This is a genomic window from Spiroplasma sabaudiense Ar-1343 (assembly GCF_000565215.1).
Classification (GTDB): Bacteria; Bacillota_I; Bacilli_A; order Mycoplasmatales; family Mycoplasmataceae; genus Spiroplasma_B; species Spiroplasma_B sabaudiense.
Genome location: NZ_CP006934.1, coordinates 78,165 through 100,045, shown reverse-complemented (window position 1 = coordinate 100,045; position 21,881 = coordinate 78,165). Strand labels below are relative to the sequence as shown.

The following is a 21,881-nucleotide window of genomic DNA, read 5'->3' as shown; positions in this document are numbered from 1 at the left end:
ATATTTAGTTTTTTATAAATTTTTTTCTATATGTATTATATAAAAAAAATAATAAATAAAAACTAAAATGTTTTTATTTATTATCTTGATTTTAAAACGCCATTAATTTAATGACAAAAGTTTCTGGTTTAGTTACCATCAAAGATGATGCTCCAACTTCACAAGCGTTTGGTTCTTTTTCTTGATCATAACCTTTCCCTGCGCACTTTTCGTGAGTACTTGAAGTTATTGCAAAATACTCATTACTAGCCTTTTCGTAATTTTTTACATTTTCTAACATTACCCCGAAAGGGCCCGGGTCAGAATATTGAAAACTGTTATCTGTTTTGGTAATTTCATAAAAACTACCGGCCTCAACATTTACAAAAGTTTTTTCATATAAAAGATTATTATCACGGTCATAGGTAATTGTGGTTAAAAAAATATTTTCTTTTTGATTTAGGCTATCTTTTAAAAGTAAATTTTTTGAAATAAAAATAACATTTAATACCACCGAAATAGCTAGGAAAACTGCTGCAATTGAACTATAAATTCAAATTTTAAATTTATCACCCATTAATATTCAATCCCTTTTCTAGATTCCACATTTTGATCGATGTAGTGTTTTACGGGTTCTATTTTACTTACCAAGTCAGCATATTTAATTAAATTATCTGATGCGTATCGACCTGAAATCGCAACTTCAATATTAGGTTTGCGATTTTTTAAAATTAGTAAAAATTCATCTTCGTCAATTAATTTATTTTCAATTGCTCCTAATACTTCGTCAATTAAAACCATGTCAATGTTGCTGTCTTGAAAAATTTTTTTTAATCGGTCAAGTCCTTTTTGGGTTTCTGCCTTAAATTCTACACGTTCAGCATCATCCATCTCTCAAATAAATTTTTTTGAAAAATGGTAGTAATTTTCGACAACAATTTTGGCTTTTTTTAAAACCTTGTTTTCGCTAGTGGGACGATTTTTTAAAAATCTGACGTATTTAACATTTCAGCCGTCTCCGATTGCTCTTAGAGCCATTCCATTTAAAGCTGAGGTTTTACCTTTACCTTCCCCCATAATAATATGAAAATAGCCTTTTTCTTGCTTCATTGTTTCAATACCTCCCAAGTATTTTTTTAAATGACTTTCTCACAGTAACATTACAGGTTTATATAAAATAAATGAAATCAAACAATTTCCAACTCCATGAATTATGTCGAAAGTAATTCCTCTTAAGTAATATGCCACCGTTACTGGAAAATCAAAATTAAATCAAACAAAGAAGTTCAAAGTGGCATCAATTAATCCAAAAGCAAAACCAAACAATGTGTTAATAATAACAAAAATAATTCAATTTCACTTAATTGCTTTACGAAGTAGCAAGACTATTAAAACTAACATTGGTCAAGCAACCAAATATAACAGCATTCAATTTGCCACACCATAAGAATAGATAAAAACCTCAATAAAAGTAAAGACCGTAATTATTCCCAGAACCATTAAAACAGGAAAGACCAATGCTGCAAAACTTAATAAAAAGGTTACTAATTCAATGTTTGGCACTAAAGCCAAAGCTTCTTTTGCACCAACAACCATTGCTGCATATACTGGAATAATTGTTAAGCGGAATAATAGCTTTACACGCTGATTCAAGTTAAGTCCTCAACTTTCATTATGAACCCTTGATTATAATCCACACTTCAGTTGAGCTCCACAATTGTTGCAAGTAACGCATCCAGCCGAATCAATTAAAGTACCGATTGAACAAACCGGGCAAAGATCACCAATTTCATTACCGACTTTTTGTTCACCTTCAACTGGTTTGCCTAATTTATTAGCTGAAATAACTTCAAGATTGTCTTCCATTGTTTGGTCCTCATCACTTAGTGATAAAACTTGGGTGTCGCGACTCCCATCAACATAAACTGTACCACCTTTGGCACCACCTTTGTATAGTCGGTTGTAAATTTGTTCAACTTGCTTCACAGTATAACCTTTTGGGGCATTTACAGTTTTTGAAATTGAAGAATCAACTCAACGTTGAATAATGCATTGCACATCTGCGTGCTCTTCTGGTGATAATTCCATAGCAGAAACAAATATATCTGGTAGTGGTTTATCAATGAACTCTGGATTATATTTTAATCATTCCTCAACAATTCGGGCTTTAACTTCCATAAATTTACCAAGTCTTCCTGATCTAAAGTAAGAAAAGGCAAAATAAGGTTCTAATCCTGTTGAAGCCCCCACCATTGTTCCAGTTGATCCCGTTGGTGCAACCGTTAGAAGGTGAGAGTTTCGAATTCCATATTTTTCAATATCGTTTTGAATTTCTTTGGGTAGTGACTGGATGAATCCTGATTTAATAAATTCTTTTTTATTTTTTAAAAACGGAAACGATCCCTTTATTTTTGCAATTTCAATTGATTTTCGATAAGCACTTAAGCAAATTGTTTCAAAAACTTTATCAACTACTTTATTGGCCTCAGAAGATCCGTATCGCAATCCCGCTCAAATTAGCATGTCGTGAAGCCCCATTACCCCAAGTCCAACTCGTCGTTCTCCTAAAGCTTGAATTTTGTTTGCTTCTAAAAAATAAGGAGTTGCATCAATAACGTTGTCTTGCATTTGAACACAGTTGGCAACGGTTTCTGCTAATTTTTCATAAAGTATTGTTTTGTTTTGCTTATCTACAAAGTTTTCTAGATTAATCGCCGCTAGATTACAAACTGAGTACGGAGCTAAGGGTTGCTCTCCACAAGGATTAGTGGCAACAACTTTCATTCCATAACCTTGTGCATTAGTCATTTTATTTGCTTTATCGATAAAAAATATTCCTGGCTCAGCAGAGTAAGTTGCACAGAAATTAATTAGGTCTCAAAGGTCTCGAGCAGGGATTTTATTATAAACCTTGGTTGGCATATCTTTATTTTCCCACTCAAACACATCACCCATCTTGTCTCAATTTGTGTCATAGAAGTTTTTTTGCTTTGCATCTAAAGAATCTAAGTCAGGAAACTTTAGTTCTCAATCAAGATCGCGTTCAACCGCTCACATAAATTTATCTGTAATTGTTACTGAAATATTGGCCCCTGATAAAAAATCAGGATTTGCAACGGTTCAAACTCCTTCGGCTTTTAAAATTGCTTTTGAGTCTCCAACAATGTTTTCATCAATATTTTTTTTATTTTGAATTATGGCTTCGTGCATTTTGCGCTCATTTTGAGTTAAATGCTTAAAACGCAATTTGTTGTTGGCTTGTTCGCGAATCAATTGTGACTGTGAATGTTCACGCAATCACAATAAAATATTTGTATTTTGCATTTTTGAAATAATGAATTCGATAATGTCTGGGTGTCAATCAGCCATCATAATCATTTGCGCTCCTCGACGTGAACCACCTTGCTCAATTAAGTGAGTTAGTCCCGATAAATCATTTAATCAACTTACCGATCCAGAAGACTTTCCTCCAACAGACTTAGCAATTGCGCCTCTTGGTCGCAAGGTTGAACCATTGGTTCCAACCCCTCCACCACGGCTCATTATTTCTGCGACTTGTTGTCGATGCTCAGCAATTCCAACTCGATCATCTTTTATAAAGGGCATTACATAACAATTAAAAAAAGTTACAGCACTATTACTTCCAGCACCAAATAAAACTCTTCCCGCAGGAATAACATTTAATTTTTCAAGTTCTTGGGTGAATTTTTCGCTGATTATTTTTTGATCTGTTTTTTCAATTCTTCCAAGTGCTTGACCAACTCGATAAGCAATTTGCTCTCAAAAGATTTCTAGGGGTTTATCGATTTCAATTAAATTCTTTATGACAACATCTTCCAAACCACTTTCAATGGTTAGTTCTGGATCAATGATCCCAACATAGCTTGGTTCAATTTGTATTTGAAAGCGGTCATCTTTTAACTTCTTAATTATTTTACCAATTCCTCTTGATGGAAAAACTGGGTCGGGTTTAATTGTTGTAATTACAAGATCGCCAACTTTTAAAGTTTTTAATCCCAAATCCTTTTGAGAATAACGATCTAACATAACCATTCTAGAAACTCCCTCAAAAGTAATTTTAAAATTTGGGCTAATTTCTTTTAAGTTCTGAAAATTTGTTTTTATGTCATTATTTAGTGACTCAATTAGTTTTTTTGAATACATGGTAATCCTTTCATAATATAGTACATTTATTTTATCGCATTATTTTAATTAATTTCTAAAATAGCAGGATTTTTATAATTTAAATTTGAAAACACAATCACTTTATAGTATTATATTATTACTTGCTTTAATGTAAATCTTATATTAATTACCCAAAAAAATATGTTTTTTTAAATCATTAATCATAATTAAAAAATCGACTCTATTGAGTCGATTTTTAATAAATTTATAAAATATATTTTGTCCTTATAAAAGCATCTTTTGCAAAATTGGCTTTTTAAGGTAAGAATATTTTCGCTATTAACGTTTAGCCTTATCGAATGGGATTCCTGAAGCTTTTGGAGCTTTCGACCATTTACTAAATAACACCATAACAAGTAGCGAACCAAGAAATGGAAATACTTTTAATAAATCTGCATTTTGACTTATAAATAGTGGTACTCCATTGATTGCTCATAATCATTCTCCAAGACCAAACATTACTGAAAATAATAATGCGGCCGGGGCAATAAATTTCATTCTTCATTGCCCAACGATCATGATTGCCAAGGCCAAGAATCCTCAACCATCAGTTGAACCACGGAACGTTCCTGAAGTTTTTACAACAACGAACATTGCTCCCGCTAATCCAGCTAACATCCCTGATAAAACAATTGCAAAGTAGCGGTATTTAATTATGTTAATTCCAGCTGCATCAACAGCATTAGGATTTTCACCAACAGCTGCATAACGTTTACCAGTTTTAGTAAAGGTGAAGAATACCCCCACAGCAATTACAACAACGATGGCGATTACTAGATACAAGTTTAGAATCCCAGCATTACCATCAAATCGAACAGGTGAATAGTTTGTTGGAATTCTAGTACCATCTGATCCCAAGATTCCTGAAGTGGCCAAATATAAAGCAATTCCTTGCGCTAAAATATTTATTGCGGTTCCAACTACCACTTGATTTGATTTCAATCTAATTGAAGCGTACCCGTGAAGTAGCGCAAACAGTCCTGAAACTGCCATTGCTGCTGGCAAAGCAATAATTTGAGATCAATTATTTTGACCATCTTCATTCATAAAACTTCCAACGATTGCAAATGATAGAGCACCCATTGTCATAAAACCTTCAATCGAAATATTGACAACTCCAGCTCTCTCTGAAAGTGTTCCTGAAATTGCTGCGATTAGAAAGATGGCAAAAACTCCAGAAATGAAGGCGAACATTACTGTAATCATTAATATTTCACCTCCATTTTTTTCTCAAAGCTTTGGGCTTTTAAGTTCATAAGATTTTTTTCATAGTTATCTTTGAGATCTTTAATTTTTTGATTGTCACCTTTTGCAATTTCTAAATCTTTTTGATAAATACTTTTTAATTCTTGCAATTGGCTTTTCAAATTTTCTTCAATTACTTCATACTCTTTTTTTACCGATTCTAACATTAATTTATAATTTTCATTATTGACTTTAATAACTTTGTTGTAGGCGATAACTGATTTTTCCCCCGCAACTGCAGCTTCTTGCTTAGCATTTTTAATTTCTAAATCGCGACGTAATTTATAATCCATAAGCGATTCTTTAAAGTCGGTGTTAATGGCAATTGTCTTATCCAACAATTCTTGTTCTGCATTTTCAACCCCATGTTTTTGTTTGGCGTTTTGTTTTAAAATAGCATCATCAAGTTTTGAATCATTCATTTGTTCTGAATGTTTTAAAAATTGTTTAAAGGTTTTCTTGCTTTGCAAAACCTTATGGTTTCTTTCAATTACAAATTCAGTTAACTCGTCTAATGTTGTCCCTAAGATTAAATTGTCATTTTTTTGTTTTCAAGTTTTTATGCCGCGTAGTCCATTATTTAAGTAAATTTGATATCCTTCTTCTCAAATAATTTTGTTTAAAACTTTTAGAGAATTGATTTTGCTTTTAATGATACTTATACGATCATTAAATGGTGCTGCGGCAATTTCTTTTGGAGTTAATAAGTAGCTGATATCATTTTGATTTTTTTCTAATTTTTTTTCAACTTTAGGTACTAATTTTAAAGCTGCGTTACGTTCATTTTTAATACTGTTAATTTCTTGTTTATAATCCTTGATTGTTGCAAGGTTTTTTTTGTACTCGATCTTAGTTTTGAAATCCATTGCTTGATATATTCTAAACTTAATTTTTTGAATCGGTACAAAGCGGTAGAAGACTGAGTAAATGGCTGCCCCATAAATTACAGCTCCAAACATCAGTGATGCTGCCTCATTTGAAAGTCCATTATATAATGGATTCCCCGTTGCTGCTGTTGCAGAACTCTTAATCACAGCCCATAAGAATGAAATTGGAATTATTCCAAAAATATTATTAAAGGCCACAAGTGCAATGGATATTCCATCAAAACCAAATGTGGGAAGCGTGTTAGTTGCATAACCAATTTTTTTCTCGATTGAAATGTAATAGATAAAAGCAGCGATTCCGATCAAAGCCCCTGAAATAGCTGTTGCTACAATAACAAAAGATTTGTTATTAATACCAGCATATTTAGCCGCTTCATGTTGCTTTCCTACAACGTTGTATTTATAACCAAAAGTTGTAAATGTTAAAACAAAGAATACTATTCCAACACAAACAATCGCTAGGATTATCCCAAGAATTCATTGGTTACCCCCAATGCTTATTCAATTGTGATCAAAAGCTTTGGTTTCTTGATTTGTACTAATATAATCTTCTGAATTTCTCATGATGATTCAGCGAATAAAGTATCATATTGTTCAGTTCATCATAACAGTTGTTACAACTTCATGAATGTTGAAAAATACTTTTAAAACTCCAGCAAGAGCAGACACTGTCGCCGCAGATAATACAAAGATTAGGAAAATTACTACAATATAACTTCCCCCAACTGTGGCAAAAGAAATTCCAGTTGATTTTTCCATTTCAGCTACAAGGATGATTGAAAGACCAGCACCCAAAACAGCTTGCCCAGAACCACCAATATTAAATAGTCCTAGTTTAAATGCCATGGCTAATCCTAATGCCAAAATGATATAAGATGAAAAGTGACTCATCATTCGGTCGAAATCAGATTGCCCATTTCCAAATTTGATTGTGTTAAAAGAAACTTTGAATAACTCAAAAAAGTAACCGATTCCGTTATAACCATTTGCAAAAATGATAATAATTCCAAGAACGATACCAAAAGTTAAAGCAAGGGCAGAAGCCTTAATGTACTTTAGTTTGGTTTTTGTTTTATCTGACTTTAGCGAAATTTTTAGTTTTTCTCGCATTAGCCAGCTATCAATTTTAAAATCCATTTTAAGTAGCTCCTTTCCCTGTCATCATTAATCCAATTTCTTCTCGCTTGGCTCCTTTACCTGGAACCTCACCAATTTTTTTACCCCCATTTAGAATTACAATTCGATCAGCAAGGGCCATTACCTCGCTTAGCTCGTAACTTACAAGCAAAACCGCTTTACCTTTTTCTTTTTCTTTTAGGATTTCGTTATGAATGAACTCAATAGAACCTACATCTAATCCTCTTGTGGGTTGAAAAATAATTATTAAATTGTGATCTCTGGATAGCTCGCGACCAACAATGGCCTTTTGTTGGTTTCCTCCCGAAAGTTGACGCGAGATTGCAAAACCATTTTGCGATCCTCTAACGTCAAATTTGGCAATTATTTTTTGAGCATAACTTTGGATCGCATTTTTTTTCATGATTCCAAATCTGCTAAACTCAGGGTCGTCAATATTTTGAAGAACCATATTTTGAATAATATCATTTTCTAAAACCAAACCGTGTTTGTGACGGTCCTCAGGAATGTGATTAATTTTATATTTTTGGTAACGTTTTTTGATCGAAGCTTTTGTAATATCTTCATTATTTAAAAATAGTGTTCCCTGACTTACTTTTTCAAGTCCCGAAATTGCTCCAACCAACTCTTGTTGACCGTTTCCTTCAACACCGGCAATCGCAACAATTTCACCAGCATGAATATCTAAACTGAAATTTTCCAAACCAATTACTTTGTGGTTACTTAATTTTTTCATCGTTAAATTTTCAATTTTTAGTACCACTTTATCTTGACAAGGGGTGTAGTTATTTTTAACTTCAACCAATTTTCTTCCCACCATTGCTTCGGCTAGTTTTTCAATTGTTGTTTTGCTCATGTCAAAAGTTTCAATTTTTTTCCCTCTTCTAATTACTGTTGCTGAATTGGCAACCGCCTGAATTTCTGACATTTTATGAGTAATAAAAATTATAGTTTTACCGTCTTTTTGCAATTTTCTCATTACATCCAAAAGTCCTTTAATTTCAATTGGAGTTAGAACAGCTGTTGGCTCATCAAAAACCAGAATGTCAGCACTACGATAGAGAATTTTTAAAATCTCAGTACGTTGTTGCATCCCAACTGTAATATCTTCGATTTTTGCATCCAAATCTACTTCAAGATGATATTTTTCCATTATTTCAGTAATTTTAGCTTTAATTTTATTTTTATCTAAAAATAGTTTTGCTTTAGTAATCTCATCACCTAGTGCGATATTCATTCATACAGGATAAATGTCAACTAATTTAAAGTGTTGGTGAACCATTCCAATTCCAAGTTGGTTTGCCTTCACTGGCGACGAAATTGACTCCATCTTACCGTTAATTTTTATCTCACCTTGTGTTGGTTCGTATAAACCAAATAAAATCGACATTAAAGTTGATTTACCAGCTCCATTCTCACCAACAAGGGCGTGAATCTCACCTTTTTTTACTCTAAAGTCGATTTTATCATTTGCTATTAAGGTTTTGTTAAAAATCATAGTAATAGAATCCATTTCAACCGCATATTGAACTTCATTTTTCATTATTGTTTCCTCATTGATTCTACTAAGTAATTATATTATATTTTAAGATTTTTGTGAAGTTGACGAAGCAGCTGTTGCTAAGCTTGTAATAAAATCATATGAAAATACATAAGAGAAACTTTCTAAATTTTCTCCCGCTTGGTATACTTCACTCAATTTTTCACCGGCTTCTTTTAAAACTTCCATTAGTTTATTGGCTTGGTCAGCTTTGAATTTATTTTTTTCACCAGTAGCGATTTTTCCACCAAAGTAAACGTCTTGGCCATCTCATTTGCCAGTAACTTCAACTCCGTTTTTATCAGTTCCTTTAATAATTCCTTCCGCTGTTAAATCAATTTCTTGATCTTCAAACGCTTTACTGTGAATTAGAGCCGCTCTTCCAGCACCTTCTAAATCTTTCAAGGCACTTGTAATAAATTTATCACTATAGTTTGCATATAAATTTGTTTGGTCCACATCGGCCCCAACAACTAGTGCTTTTGAATTTTGATCTTTTATTACTTTTAAAGTATCTTCGGTTTGTGGTCCAGCAAATGGGAAAATTACACTGGCTTTATCAGCTTCATTTGATCCTGTAACTAATTTGGTAGATAGCGCAGTTCCCCCACCTTCATTAAATGTTTTTGTAAAAAAGTTATCTTCAATAATTGATTCTCCTGGTTTTCCAAGGTTTTGAACCGATGAGAACTTAACTGATTGTCCACCAGTTTTGTAATCTTCTGGAGTGTGACCAATGATTCCTAAAAGTTTAGTTAGTAATTCTGGAGTAGTTCCAGTTTTATTTTGTTCTAATAATTGATTCATAAAAGTTACAGAAGCAAAATATCCAGCTAGAGCATTCGATGTTGCAAATGGGGAGTGTGCCCCACCCCCATAGGCTGTAATAACTGGGGTTTTTTGATTATTTTGAAAATTATAAAGAATCGAAGCGACTCCAGCATAAAATCCTGAAATTTCTGCTTTAAATAAAACACCGATTACATTATCTAATTGTTTACCATCAGATTTAGAACTTCCATCAAGGAAAATTACAGATCCTTTTCTGTCACCCTCTGAATAAATTTTTGATGCTTGTTCAATGTGTTCTGCATGTTGATATCCAGGTAAAACCAAACCTTTACCACCATTTTTTCTTGATGCTTCATATGATTGAACCAACTGGCTAGTTACCGGTGGCTGCAAAAATGAACTTGTTGTTTCACGCTTCAAATCATTTTTTAGAAAAATGTTTGCTGCATTATACGCTGACTCGTTAAATGATTTATCATTTATTCTTCCAGTATCAGTCACAACCCAGACTTCTGAATCTTTGGTATTGCTTCCACACGCAACAACTGTCAATGCTGATGTTGTTGTTAGTGCTCCTACCGCTATTATACTTAATAATTTTTTCATATTTACCTCCTATTAATACTTTTTATGAGTACCTGTATTAGTGCTCATTACTATTATACATAAATTTAAAATATTATTGAAAAAATCGGAGATATTTTTTAATTAAAATTCTCTTGTGGTGATTTTTCCAATAACTTAAATTATATTTTTTTGGTTGCTGCAGCAGCAGCTAACCCCATTTTTGAAATGATTTGTGAATCTAAAATTTCTTGAGCGCTATTTTTTCCCTCTGTTAATTCGTGATAAGTTTCACTAAGTGCTTCACCAGCTCCTTCAAGTAATGCCATTAGTTGTCTGTAATTTTCTTCACTAACTTTATTGTCACTACCATAACTTATATCACCATTAAATCAAACATCATGTCCATCTCATGGTCCTGAAATTGGGGTTCCATCTTTCTCATAACCTTGATATTTAGCTTTGTCTTCTTTTGAAACGGTTCCTTCATAAACTTTACTATTAATTAAAGCTGCTTGTGTTGCCATAGAAAGAGTTTTAGAAGCTGATGTTATAAAGTAGTTTTTGTAGTTTTTGTATAATTGCACTTGGTCAGTATCAACCCCAACCACAAAAACTTTACCTTCCTTGTTACGTTCTTTGATTGTTCCTAAAGTGTCTTCGGTTTGTGGGCCTGCAACTGGAAAAATGATATTGGCTCCTTCACTAATTAGTTTTTCACTAATAGCCTTACCTCCACCAACTCCAAAAGAACCAGAAAATCAATTTTGATCGTCGTTTTTTGTGGGTTCATTTTTTTGAGAAGCGACTCTACTTACAGAATTTAAATCAGCTGACGATTTGTCAGGATTAAATACCTTAATTAAGCTATCCAAAGTTGTTTTATCTTCTTGATTTTGCAATTGATTAATAAATTCAATTGATGCCATATATCCGCTAATAAAATTAGTTACTCCTGTTGGGTTATGTAGTCCCCCATAAGCTGATAATTTTATATCTCTTTCACCTTGGCCAATCATGTAAAGAATTGAAGCAACCCCCGCATAAAAACCTGACATTTCTGAATTAAATTGTACACCAATAACATCCTTATTGTCATTTGATGAACCATCCAATAAAATAGCTGTTCCAGAATCTTTGATCACTTCTTGGGCGTGATCTACGTGTTCTTGATGAGCAAATCCTGGTAGCAATAATGTTTTAGCACCATTATTTCTTGCTGTATCGTACTGTTTTTCAATCTCGCTGGTTGTTGTTGGTAACAAGTATGAAATTTTTTGATCTGTAATTGATAGTTGTTCATTTAAAAATTTGTTTGCTCCATCATATGCTGACTCGTTGAATGATTTATCATTAATTCTTCCAACATCTGAAATTAGAAAAATATCAGTAAATTTATTATTTCCGCAGGCAACAACACTTGTAACAGAAGTCGTCACAAGGGCACTTGAAGCTATTATTGATAGTAATTTTTTCATTTTTTTTCTCTCCTTACTTTATAAATATCGCATAACTTAGCAAAAAAGTCACTGAATATAAAATCGTTTTTTAAATCTAAAATCGTTTTACGGATTATTGCCAATACGACCACAGTGGTTTAGTTCTTTGTTTTCAAAATCCCCTTTTAATCAATTGTTGAAGATTTATTGCTATAATGTATATGAGGTAAATAATATGGAAATTCAAAAATTTCGTAAAATAACCAAGAAGCCGGTCCTTTGAATCGGAGCAATAAACGCTTTCATTTTAATAATGGCTTTGACAATTATATTAAATATTAATTTTTCGCTTATTACAAAAATTACTTTAACAAGCCAATTTGTATTAGACTTAATAATCATTAACTCTGTTATTGGAATTCTTAATTTTGGAAAAACTTCAATTAGCTTCTTATATGAAAGCCATTTTGAAGTAAATACAGAAAATAATCAAGCAAAAAGCGTTGAGTTTAAGACTTCAAAGTATTGTCATGTTTTAGCAATTACAATTTCAATTGTCTCGTTTTTTATAATAGTTGCAAGTACATCAATTGCTAAAGGTTTTAATATCCAAGATAGCTTTAGGGTGGCTTGGGCTCCTGCATTAATTCTTGGAAGTATCAACATTTCGCTGCTGTATCTAAATTTTTTTATGACAACTTATCTTTTAAATAGTAGTGAGGAAATTAAAAAAAGTGCTTTAAAGTGAAGAATCGAATTCCAAACTAATATAAAAAAAGATACCAAGGAGCAAACTGAAAATTAAATAAAATAAAACATCAACTTTATATTTAAGTTGATGTTTTTTACTTGTTTATCTTAATTTTTTGTAATTAAAAGATAATTTATGTTTTTTCCTAATTGATGGAATTTGGTTTCGTATTCTGTTGGAATATTATCTTTTAACAAATTCTGATCGTTATATAAATCTGTTGATTGTTTCAAAATTTTTCAATTATTTAGGGCAACCATTTCCAAGGAGAACTCATACAACTTGTCGTTGTCGGTTTTAATTTGAATTTCTCCTTGGGGAATCAAAATTTTTTCATAAGTATTCAAAAATGTTGTAAACGTTAGTCGTTTTTTTGCGTGTCGAGATTTGGGTCAAGGATCTGAAAAATTTAAATAAATTTTTTTAACTGAATTTGTTAGAAAGTAGTCTTCTAAATTTTCAGCATAGTGATTTAAAAATTTCAGATTGTCCAAATCTGGGTCAAGATTAATTGTCTTCTTCAAGGCCACCCCAACTACAGTTGCTTCTTTTTCCATTGCTACAAAATTTTCATGTGGATTTAGCTTCGCAAGTTGTGTAATAAATTGGCCTTTGCCACAACCTATTTCCAAACTTAGCGGTTTAAAGTTATTAAAATTTTTTTCACTTGAAATGGGACTTAATTTATTGGGTTGCAGTAACCACTCATTGTGCTCTTTTAAAAAAGCACTTGTTCATGATTTATTTCTTAATCTCATAATTAAATTCCCAAAATTGGACTATACATTGCAAAGGCAATTCCTAGAAAAATAGCACTTGATAAAATATCAACAATTGTAGTGATGATTGGTGATGCAAAAATGGCGGCATCAATTTTTATAAACTTTGCAATTAGTGGCAGTGTAGACCCAATTAATTTAGAAATCACAACTGAAATAAATAGCGCGATTGAGGTGACGGCGATTGAGGTCCAAAGAATAACATTATTGATATCACCCTTAAATTGAACTGCATAAACTATTAGCATTCTTAAAAAATTACAAATAACTAAAATTAACCCAATAATTACTGATACACGAAGTTCTTTTCAAACAACTTTGAAGTAATCTTTTGTCTTGATTTCTTTTAGGGCTATAGATCTGGCAATCATTGTTGAAGATTGATTACCAGAGTTGCTAGCCGTTGTTAAGACAACAACCAACAAGGGCATTAAAATCATTGTCATGACATAGGTACTACTATTTAAATTATTATTGCTATCGTTAACTTTGAAAGCTACCATAAACGCAATTATTATTATTTGAACAATTGTTGCTGATAACATTAATGCTGTTAGCCAACCTGCTCGAGATCCTACCATCTTTCAAATATTATTATCAAAATAGCTATCCTCTAACGGTTTAATTCCTCCCATTTTATGTATATCTTCAGTGTTTTCTTCTTCAATGACATCAATGACATCATCAACGGTTATTATTCCAGCTAATTTATTTTCTGAGTTCAAAATTGGCAGAGTTTCAATATCATATTTTTTAAAAATATCAGCGACTTCTTCTTGATCGGTTGTAGTCTGCGCATAGATCAACCGCTTATCCATGATTTCTGAAATAATAATTTTTTCATTATTAAAGACTAAATCCTTTAATTTAACAGTTCCTTTTAGAGAATCAAATTTATCAACAACAAAGAAATCTTCATTTTCTTCGTTAGCGTCATGGAGTTTTCTAATTTCATTAATTGCTTCTTGGACAGTGACTTCTTCTTGCAGTTTAATAAATTCAACCGACATTATTGCCCCAGCGGTGGTTTCATCATATTCTAAAATTTGATTAACTTTCATTCTAACTTCTTGCGAAGCCAGTTTTAAAACTTTTTTTACAAGTTCAGCTGGTAGTTCATCAATGATATCGATTACATCATCAACGTAAATATCTTTTATGATTGGTTTTAGTTCGGCATTTGATAATTCCCTCACCAAATATTCTTGAGTCTTATGCCCCAAGTAAATAAAAATATGCGATGAATCCTCAATTTCCAAAAGTCTGATAATCTTCAAAACTGATTCGTGTTCGATTTCAGCTAAGGCTTCGGCGATATCCACTAGCGGATACGATTCACAAATTTTTTTTATTTCTTTCAAATCGTTTTTCTTAAACAGGGCAATTATTTGCTCTTCAATTTGTTTTACTTCAGTCATTTCCATTTTTTTCACCATTCTATATTATTTAATGATACCATATTCACATTTAGACTTTTTTATTTAATAAAAATAAGGTTTCCTCTGCTAGGTTGGGTTTTGGGATTCGGCTTTCCCCTAATAATTTTCCTCAAATCAAATCGGCGTTTTGTTTTTGAATTTTTTTGAAAATTGTGTAGTTATCAATTCCCTTGAAAATCATTTTAGCCTCAATTTTATTAGCAATATTAACTACTCTTTCAAAAATTTCATCGAAGGCTTTGACATTACCTAATTTGTGAATGATTTCTTCATCCATTATTACAAAATCAGGTTGATATCTACTAATGAGTTCATAATTTGTATTTTTAGAACCAAAGTGTTCTAAAGCGATTTGAATTTTATTTTTTTTGATTAAATTAATATTTTCTTCCAAAGTTGAGTAGGCGCTTATTTCTTTTCTTATATCAAAAACAAAAACTATTTCAATATCTTTTAATTGAAATGAATTAATTTTCTTCACTAGTTGTTTTATTGAGAAGTCTTCACTAGAAACAATTCATTGATCGTAATTTATAAAAACTTTCTTATTGACGATTGTCACTTTATGTTGTCTAATACTTTTTAAATTTTCAAAACTTAAAAATCGATTAAATAACGATTCAAGCCCAGCTTCATTGATAGTTTCCAAAGTTTTTTTGTTCGCGTTATCTGTTATATTCACCAAATTGATTTGGTTATTTAAATGAAAGCCAATTAAATTATTATTATCTCTTGAAAATATTGGTTCAAAACTATTTGAGCACTGATTTAAATCGACAATTTCGTTTAAGGCCAAAAGTTTACGATTTTGATTTTTTTGAAAATTAAATTCAATTGGGTCGATTAAAAGGATTTTGTTAACATTTTTTCCTCGAACCACAGCAGATTCTAAATAGCGATTAAAAGTTTGTAGCTGTTCAATGTCATTACTGTGGATTCCATAAATTGAAGCTGAAGCCAAAAGTTTTACAGAAATCAAATGATTGTCAATTTTAAAATCTGTTACGATTTTACTTATAGCATCTTGGACTCCCAATAAAATGTCGTCTCCGCTTCTAATAAGACTTTGATTATTTTTGATGGCTATTTGCACTTTATTTATTTCAATTTCTTCTAAAGGGATAAAAGCACCAAATAATTTAAAAGAGGATTTAAAGAAAAGGGTTTTGTCGTTTAAATCTTGAAACTTTTTGATTGCTTGACCAGAAATATTTTGGACAATATAGTCCCTGACACGACCGCTTACTTTTTTTTCAAACTTATCAAAACCACCAATATAGTAATTGACAAACAAACCATAACTAATTTTGTTTTTTGATATATATTCTGTAATAGCTGCATTAGCTCCGGTTTCTAAAACATAGCGATTTTGGTCATATGCAATTATGTTTCTCAATTTTAAAGCATGCTTATATACTGAGTCAATTACTGTGAAGGTTCCAAAGCAAAGGTACCCAGTTAAAATTCATGAAGAAAGTAGTAGAATTTTTTCAATCTGTTCAAAATCAAATTTTTCAGCTAAAATGAAAACCGTTCCTACACTAATAACCGCTAGTGAAAATATTGATCAGACTCATCAGTTATTAATTTTTTTAATGTATTTTTTTAAAATTGCCATCAGTGTAATTACAGAGTAACTGACAATAATTAAAGTTAAAATATAATCACTTGTAATGCCGTGAAATAACTTTGGAAATCAAAAAGGCATCACTAGTATGCTAACTAAATTAAGGCCCAAAACAATAAAGCCGGTTGTGTATCCATTAAACATCAAAGACAAACCAAAAACAAGGATTGATAAAAAAATTGCTAAATTAGTTATTTCTGGAGAAAATGATCTGGTTTTTATTATCACAGACATTATCACAGACAACATCCCATATAAAATCCCAATTATTATGTCATAATAAACCTTGATTTTAAAAAATAAGTGGCGAGTCAATCCAAAAGTCAGTGCATAAAAAAATGTTGCAAAAACAACAAAGGCCGAACAAATTGCAATGATGACTCAAATAGATTGTGACATAATTTTACCTCGCTTTTAAATTTTGAAACTTATAAAAAACAGTTATTTTGAATAAAAATTTTTTACAAATAAAAAAATGGTGGAGATGGCGGGAATCGAACCCGCGTCCAAAATAGTTCAGTGAAGAGCATCTACAGTTTAGATAACTTTGAGAGCATTTAATATAATAAAGTTATCAAAAAATTATAAAAAATGGTGACAGTAAAATTTCGAACTGACTTACTGTCGGTCATCAGTTCTATTGCAATAGGCTTACACAAAAACAATACTATGCAATTTATTGTTTTGCGGAAATACTATAATTCTAAAGAATTATTAAGCTGCTAAAGCAACTCCAGCTGATGCGTTATTGATCATAAATGCTGGCATTTCAAAGTTTTCGCTTTCGCGTTTTTTGTTTGCATTTTTTCAAACCTAGAAGTCTTATGGTCTACCAAACCACTGCAGCTTTTCACCGAAGATATCCTGTCGAAACCGGGACATCCCCATAAGTTAATTATATACCTTTATTGATTCAATTGTGATTGGAATCAATAAAGGAGAGTTCAACTACCTTGTTATATTTTATTTATTTTTGCAATTTTTCTTTCAACATCACGTTTTTTAATGGTTTCTCTTTTATCAATATTTTTTTTACCTCTTCCCAAACCTATTTCTAATTTGGCTAAATTATCTTTTAGGTAAAGACGCAACGGGATAAGTGTTAAGTTTTCTAACTGAATTTTTTTTAATATCTTTTGAAGTTCTTTTTTGTGAAGTAGCAAATATCGATTGCGATCTGGATCTAGTTTGATATTTGTTGCGTATTCGTATTTTTTAATTGTCATGTTTAAGATTTCTACACGACCTCGGCGAATTAAAATGAATGCCTCATTAATTGATGTTTCCTTTGCTCGAATTGATTTTATTTCTGGACCATTTAAAACAATTCCAGCCTCAAAGGTTTCAATAATTTCATAATTAAAATAAGCTTTTTTATTTTTAACAATAACATGTTCACCCACTTTAAACACCTATCCATTCTTTGCAAAAGTAAAATCAATTATTCTTTTTTTAACATCAGCGTTTTTAACCTGAATTCGAACTTTTTGACCCAAACGATAAATTTTGTTTTGTTTGCTAACCATTGTTTGCATTTTTTCATCATAGTGAAAATCAGTTCCTAATTCAGTAATATGGATTAGTCCCTCAACACAGTTAGGAAGTTGAACAAAAATTCCAAATTTTAAAACAGCTGAAATTATGCCATCATATTCTTTACCAATAAATTTAGTCATATATTCAGCCATACAGACTTTGGTTACTTCCCTTTCTGTATTTACACCTTTTTTTTCAGTCTCATTAATAATGTTGCAAGCTCTTTCAATAAAATTTTCATTTCGCTCAAGTGCTAAATGGTGTAAATCTTTATTTACTAAATATTGTTTTAAATAACGGTGCACCATTAAATCTGAATATCTTCGAATTGGAGAAGTAAAGTGAGTATAGCACGGACTTGCTAAACCAAAGTGACCAATATTTTCAATACTATACTCTGCTTTTTCCATAAATCTTAGTAATGTAATGTTTATTAATTCGCATTCATCTTTATCTTTGATTTGGTTTGAGATTTCTTTTAGGGTGTGGCGAATGTTTCTTGGGTCCAGCTTGCTCTCATCATTTAGTTTCGGGTTAATCCCAAAACTCGTTAACATGCCATATCACTCAATTAAGTTTTCGTCTTTGGGTTTACCATGGTCTCGGTAGACAAAGGGCAATGATTTTTCAAAAATAATCTGTGCAACACTTTCGTTTGCGCTAACCATGAAATTTTCTATTAATTTTTCACTTATTCCTGTACTTCTTGCAACAATGTCAATTACATTAGAATCGTTATCCAAAATTACCTTAGCTTCTTTAATGTCAAAATCAATCGACCCGCGAACATCTCGCTCTTTTTCGATTAAATTATGTAGTTCTCTGGCTGTTGACAACATGTTTTGAATTGCTTCATCTCTTGTGCTAATTTTATTTTGAAAAAATTCATTTACTTCTTTGTAAGTTAAACGAGCCTTAGAGTTCATAATTGATTCATAGACGGTTTTATTAATAATTTTTCCTGAACTATCAAATTCCATTTCACAAACTAGGCACAGTTTATCTTCGTTTGGGTTTAATGAGCAAACACCATTTGAAAGAGATTTCGGCAACATTGGAATTACCTTATTGGCCAAATAGACTGAGTTCCCGCGATACAACGCTTCGTTGTCTAAACTTGTTCTTGGTTCAACATAAAAACTAACATCAGCAATCGCTACATAAAGCTTATAATTACCATTTTCTATTTTTTCAACATAGATTGCATCGTCAAGATCTTTTGAATCTTCTCCATCGATTGTTACAAGTAGCTTGTCAACTATTATTTTATTTCTTCTTTTCACTTCTTCGTTATTGTAGTCAATTGGTTTTGCAACATCATCAGCTTGTTTTAGAGTTTCTTTTTTAAATTCTGTTGGCACATCAAATTCGTAGGCAATTGATAAAATACGATCCACTGCCTTGTTAGAATTCCCAATGATTTCAACAATTTTTGTAAACATCTTTTTTTCACGAATATCAATAATTTTAACTTTAATCAACTGATCTTTTTCTAACTTGAAGTTATTTTTATTAACCATCACAATGCGGTAATTTTTAAACCCATTTTCTGTTGGATGAAAATCCAAATACTTGCCATCTCACGAAGGCATGATTTCTCCAACTAAAAATTTTTTAGTTCGTTTGGCGATTGCTAAAATTACCGCTTTGCTGCGACCGTCATCTTCAGTCTCAACGCGGTAGACTACCTCATCACTTGTTATAGAACCTTTCAAAAAATTGGCAGGTACAAAATAGTCATTTTCTGAATCATTATTATCTCTAACAAAACCAAAGCCCTTATCATTAATCTTGATTGAACCAGTTTTAATATTGTTTTCAAGCAAAAAAATCTCGTCATTTTCAGTGGTAACAACTGTGTTGTTAGTTTCGAGTTGATTAATTATTTTCTGAAATTCTTCAATGTCAACAATATGAAGTTCGTTACTTAATTCATAAATTTTTCGACCATTTTTTTCCTTTAATTTTTTTATTATTAATTTAATCACTATTAATTCCTCAATTTCTAATAAAAAACACTATTATTTTAGAATAGTGTTGGTCAAAATACATATAATTATTGTAATAACAAATAAGCTAATTCCTAAAGAAAACATTCAAATTGACATTGTTTTATCTAGACCACGCTCTTTTGAATTTGAAAATAGTTCATCATTTCCACCATTTAAAGCGCTCAGTCCTGTCTGCGATTTTTTGTTTTGAATTAACCCAACTGCGATCATTAACAACGAAACAACTAACGCAAAAACTTCAAACACCGTAATTATAATATTTTGTATTTCATGTGTTCCTGCACCTTGCATATTTATCACCTAATCCTTTAATTATTTTACTATAAAAACTTAAATTATGTATAATTATTTTGAGGTATATTTATGCAGTTTATTGAATCAATTATAAAGTTTTTTGGTATGATTTTTACCAAAAATGCATTTAAAAGAAAATATCGAACAAAGAACTTGAAGAAAGTTCCAAAAATCATTAAATCTGCAAAATGACAAGTTATTGATATAAGACCTTCAGCTAGTTTTAGCACAAGTCACTTAAATGGTAGTGAAAATATTGACCACCTAACTTTTAAGATTCGTTATTTTAAAACTTTAAAGCGTCAAAAGAAAATTTTACTAATTAACGAAGATTATCGCAGCAACTTAGAAATTTACCATTTGCTAGATTCTCGAAAAATAAAAGTATATATACTCTATGGTGGTTATAAGGAGGTTAGAACCGCAGCCGCTCTTGACAACTACACAACATTTTGTACTTAAATAATAAAAAATGCAGATTAAAGTCAGCATTTTTTATTATTTAATCGTTGTTGTTAGAAAATAAATTTTCAACTGGAACTTCAAGTCCTTTGGCTATTTTTTCAACAGCCTTTATTGAAATGTTTCGCGTTCCACGCTCTGTGTCCGAAATATAATTTCTATGCAATCCTGAACGAAAACTTAACTCTTCTTGAGTAAGGTTTGCTTTAACTCTTAGTTCTTTCATATTTTTGCTCAATATTGAAATTACATTATCTTTTTTCATAATTTACCTCTTGACTATTTTTATAAAGTTTTTCTATGGTTCTAAACAAGTTGCTAATTCCAGACTTTGTTATTGGTATATTATTTTGATTTAAAATAGATTCTAATTCGGAAAAAGAGGCATCTGGTCGATCAAGTCTAGCATTTGCTAAAAATTTCGCCTTATCTGACAAATACCTAAAATAACCTTTTTCTTTCAAATTGTTGATTTGGTAAACTTGTCTTTGGCCGGCATCTAGAGTTTTTGCTTGATTTGAAATATCTATATTTATCATCCTATTGATATTGTTCAGCATATCTCTTGATATTCGCTGATTCTCAAAATTCATTACTGCATTTGGAGCATCGATTAACTTCAAAAAATCTGAAACAAAAGTTGACTTTTTCAAATAACTTATAAACTTAGCTTTTCTTTTTATTTTTTTAAAAGTAAATCCTAACGGCTCTAATAAATCATTGAAAAATAGCGATGACTCTTCATCTCTAAATTGTAACTCTAAATGGTAGTTGCTCGTCTTTGGAGAATTTACGCTACCAATCGCAATAAATACGCCTGAAATATAAGCTCTCAGTAAACTGGAATTATTCACCACTTCATCAACTACTGATATTATTTTAGCACTTTTATTAGTGTTGTAAATATTAAATTTAAATAAAAAATCAAAAACATTATCCTTTAAAGTTATCTGAAAAGTTTTATTTTTTCTGAGTTTTTGTGACTGTAAAATTGATATTAAAATTTCGCCCTCATAAAAGGTCTTTAAAAAACTAATAACAGTTCGAGCTATTCTGTTGCTGATTGTTGAGAGAATTAATTTAGGTTGGTTATTTGAGATAATAATTTCACCATTATATTTTATAAATCCACATAAAAAAGCACGCCTTTGTTCTTCGGAGAACGTGTGCGTAACAATTTCTTCTTTAACTTCCATAGCAAAAGACATAAAAT

18 protein-coding genes and 1 other RNA gene are annotated in these 21,881 nt (G+C 31.3%); 2 read left to right on the top strand and 17 right to left on the bottom strand.

All coding sequences use genetic code 4. The features are described 5' to 3' along the window. Nucleotides 1–91: 91 nt before the first annotated feature. The 8 genes from SSABA_RS00420 to SSABA_RS00385 form a co-directional block, all read right to left on the bottom strand. Nucleotides 92–556: a hypothetical protein gene (locus tag SSABA_RS00420; protein WP_025250636.1), complete on the bottom strand. Its 465-nt coding sequence runs from the start codon at nucleotides 554–556 to the stop codon at nucleotides 92–94. Further along, complete coding sequence (locus SSABA_RS04900) at nucleotides 556–1,632, bottom strand: cob(I)yrinic acid a,c-diamide adenosyltransferase (protein ID WP_051464661.1); 1,077 nt, start codon at nucleotides 1,630–1,632, stop codon at nucleotides 556–558. Before SSABA_RS04900 ends, SSABA_RS00420 begins: the two co-directional genes overlap by 1 nt. Before the next feature lie 33 nt (nucleotides 1,633–1,665). Continuing rightward, nucleotides 1,666–4,143 (bottom strand): vitamin B12-dependent ribonucleotide reductase, encoded by a 2,478-nt coding sequence (locus tag SSABA_RS00410; protein ID WP_038673600.1) that lies wholly within the window; start codon nucleotides 4,141–4,143, stop codon nucleotides 1,666–1,668. A 300-nt stretch (nucleotides 4,144–4,443) separates the two neighbouring features. Then, nucleotides 4,444–5,370 carry an ABC transporter permease gene (locus SSABA_RS00405; RefSeq protein ID WP_025250633.1) on the bottom strand — a complete coding sequence of 309 codons (927 nt, stop codon included), beginning with the start codon at nucleotides 5,368–5,370 and terminating at the stop codon, nucleotides 4,444–4,446. Next, on the bottom strand, nucleotides 5,370–7,433 hold the full coding sequence (locus SSABA_RS00400) for an ABC transporter permease subunit (RefSeq protein ID WP_025250632.1): 2,064 nt from the start codon (nucleotides 7,431–7,433) through the stop codon (nucleotides 5,370–5,372). The genes SSABA_RS00405 and SSABA_RS00400 overlap by 1 nt, the downstream gene beginning before the upstream one ends. A gap of 1 nt (nucleotide 7,434) precedes the next feature. Continuing rightward, nucleotides 7,435–8,976, bottom strand: a complete 1,542-nt coding sequence (locus SSABA_RS00395; RefSeq protein WP_038673598.1) for an ABC transporter ATP-binding protein — start codon at nucleotides 8,974–8,976, stop codon at nucleotides 7,435–7,437. Between the two features lie 42 nt (nucleotides 8,977–9,018). After that, nucleotides 9,019–10,371: a BMP family ABC transporter substrate-binding protein gene (locus tag SSABA_RS00390; protein ID WP_025250630.1), complete on the bottom strand. Its 1,353-nt coding sequence runs from the start codon at nucleotides 10,369–10,371 to the stop codon at nucleotides 9,019–9,021. A 140-nt stretch (nucleotides 10,372–10,511) separates the two neighbouring features. After that, nucleotides 10,512–11,807 carry a BMP family ABC transporter substrate-binding protein gene (locus SSABA_RS00385; protein WP_025250629.1) on the bottom strand — a complete coding sequence of 432 codons (1,296 nt, stop codon included), beginning with the start codon at nucleotides 11,805–11,807 and terminating at the stop codon, nucleotides 10,512–10,514. A 196-nt stretch (nucleotides 11,808–12,003) separates the two neighbouring features. Here SSABA_RS00385 and SSABA_RS00380 point away from each other — a divergent pair, with 196 nt between their 5' ends. Next, the gene (locus tag SSABA_RS00380; protein WP_025250628.1) at nucleotides 12,004–12,573 is read left to right on the top strand and encodes a hypothetical protein; all 570 of its coding nucleotides are present in this window, start codon (nucleotides 12,004–12,006) and stop codon (nucleotides 12,571–12,573) included. Between the two features lie 53 nt (nucleotides 12,574–12,626). Here the strand turns inward: SSABA_RS00380 and trmB are convergent, their stop codons facing one another. The 7 genes from trmB to secG form a co-directional block, all read right to left on the bottom strand. Continuing rightward, a complete protein-coding gene (gene trmB, locus SSABA_RS00375; protein ID WP_025250627.1) occupies nucleotides 12,627–13,277 on the bottom strand; it encodes a tRNA (guanosine(46)-N7)-methyltransferase TrmB in 651 nt (216 codons plus the stop codon). A 2-nt stretch (nucleotides 13,278–13,279) separates the two neighbouring features. Beyond that, nucleotides 13,280–14,722, bottom strand: a complete 1,443-nt coding sequence (gene mgtE, locus SSABA_RS00370) for a magnesium transporter (protein WP_025250626.1) — start codon at nucleotides 14,720–14,722, stop codon at nucleotides 13,280–13,282. Nucleotides 14,723–14,765: 43 nt separating this feature from the next. Next, on the bottom strand, nucleotides 14,766–16,763 hold the full coding sequence (locus tag SSABA_RS00365) for an EAL domain-containing protein (RefSeq protein ID WP_025250625.1): 1,998 nt from the start codon (nucleotides 16,761–16,763) through the stop codon (nucleotides 14,766–14,768). Between the two features lie 77 nt (nucleotides 16,764–16,840). Then, nucleotides 16,841–17,250, bottom strand: a transfer-messenger RNA (tmRNA) gene (ssrA, locus tag SSABA_RS05060). Nucleotides 17,251–17,320: 70 nt separating this feature from the next. Next, the gene (smpB, locus tag SSABA_RS00360; protein ID WP_025250624.1) at nucleotides 17,321–17,767 is read right to left on the bottom strand and encodes an SsrA-binding protein SmpB; all 447 of its coding nucleotides are present in this window, start codon (nucleotides 17,765–17,767) and stop codon (nucleotides 17,321–17,323) included. A gap of 9 nt (nucleotides 17,768–17,776) precedes the next feature. Continuing rightward, the gene (gene rnr / locus SSABA_RS00355; protein WP_236618771.1) at nucleotides 17,777–19,888 is read right to left on the bottom strand and encodes a ribonuclease R; all 2,112 of its coding nucleotides are present in this window, start codon (nucleotides 19,886–19,888) and stop codon (nucleotides 17,777–17,779) included. 33 nt (nucleotides 19,889–19,921) lie between these two features. Beyond that, nucleotides 19,922–20,203, bottom strand: a complete 282-nt coding sequence (gene secG, locus SSABA_RS00350; RefSeq protein WP_038673596.1) for a preprotein translocase subunit SecG — start codon at nucleotides 20,201–20,203, stop codon at nucleotides 19,922–19,924. Between the two features lie 72 nt (nucleotides 20,204–20,275). Between secG and SSABA_RS00345 the strand changes: the two genes are divergently transcribed. Beyond that, nucleotides 20,276–20,668 (top strand): rhodanese-like domain-containing protein, encoded by a 393-nt coding sequence (locus SSABA_RS00345; protein WP_051464659.1) that lies wholly within the window; start codon nucleotides 20,276–20,278, stop codon nucleotides 20,666–20,668. Nucleotides 20,669–20,708: 40 nt separating this feature from the next. Here the strand turns inward: SSABA_RS00345 and SSABA_RS00340 are convergent, their stop codons facing one another. Then, nucleotides 20,709–20,933, bottom strand: coding sequence for a helix-turn-helix domain-containing protein (locus SSABA_RS00340; protein ID WP_025250620.1), 225 nt, complete (start codon nucleotides 20,931–20,933; stop codon nucleotides 20,709–20,711). Then, complete coding sequence (whiA, locus tag SSABA_RS00335) at nucleotides 20,920–21,876, bottom strand: DNA-binding protein WhiA (RefSeq protein WP_025250619.1); 957 nt, start codon at nucleotides 21,874–21,876, stop codon at nucleotides 20,920–20,922. The genes SSABA_RS00340 and whiA overlap by 14 nt, the downstream gene beginning before the upstream one ends. Nucleotides 21,877–21,881 lie beyond the last annotated feature (5 nt).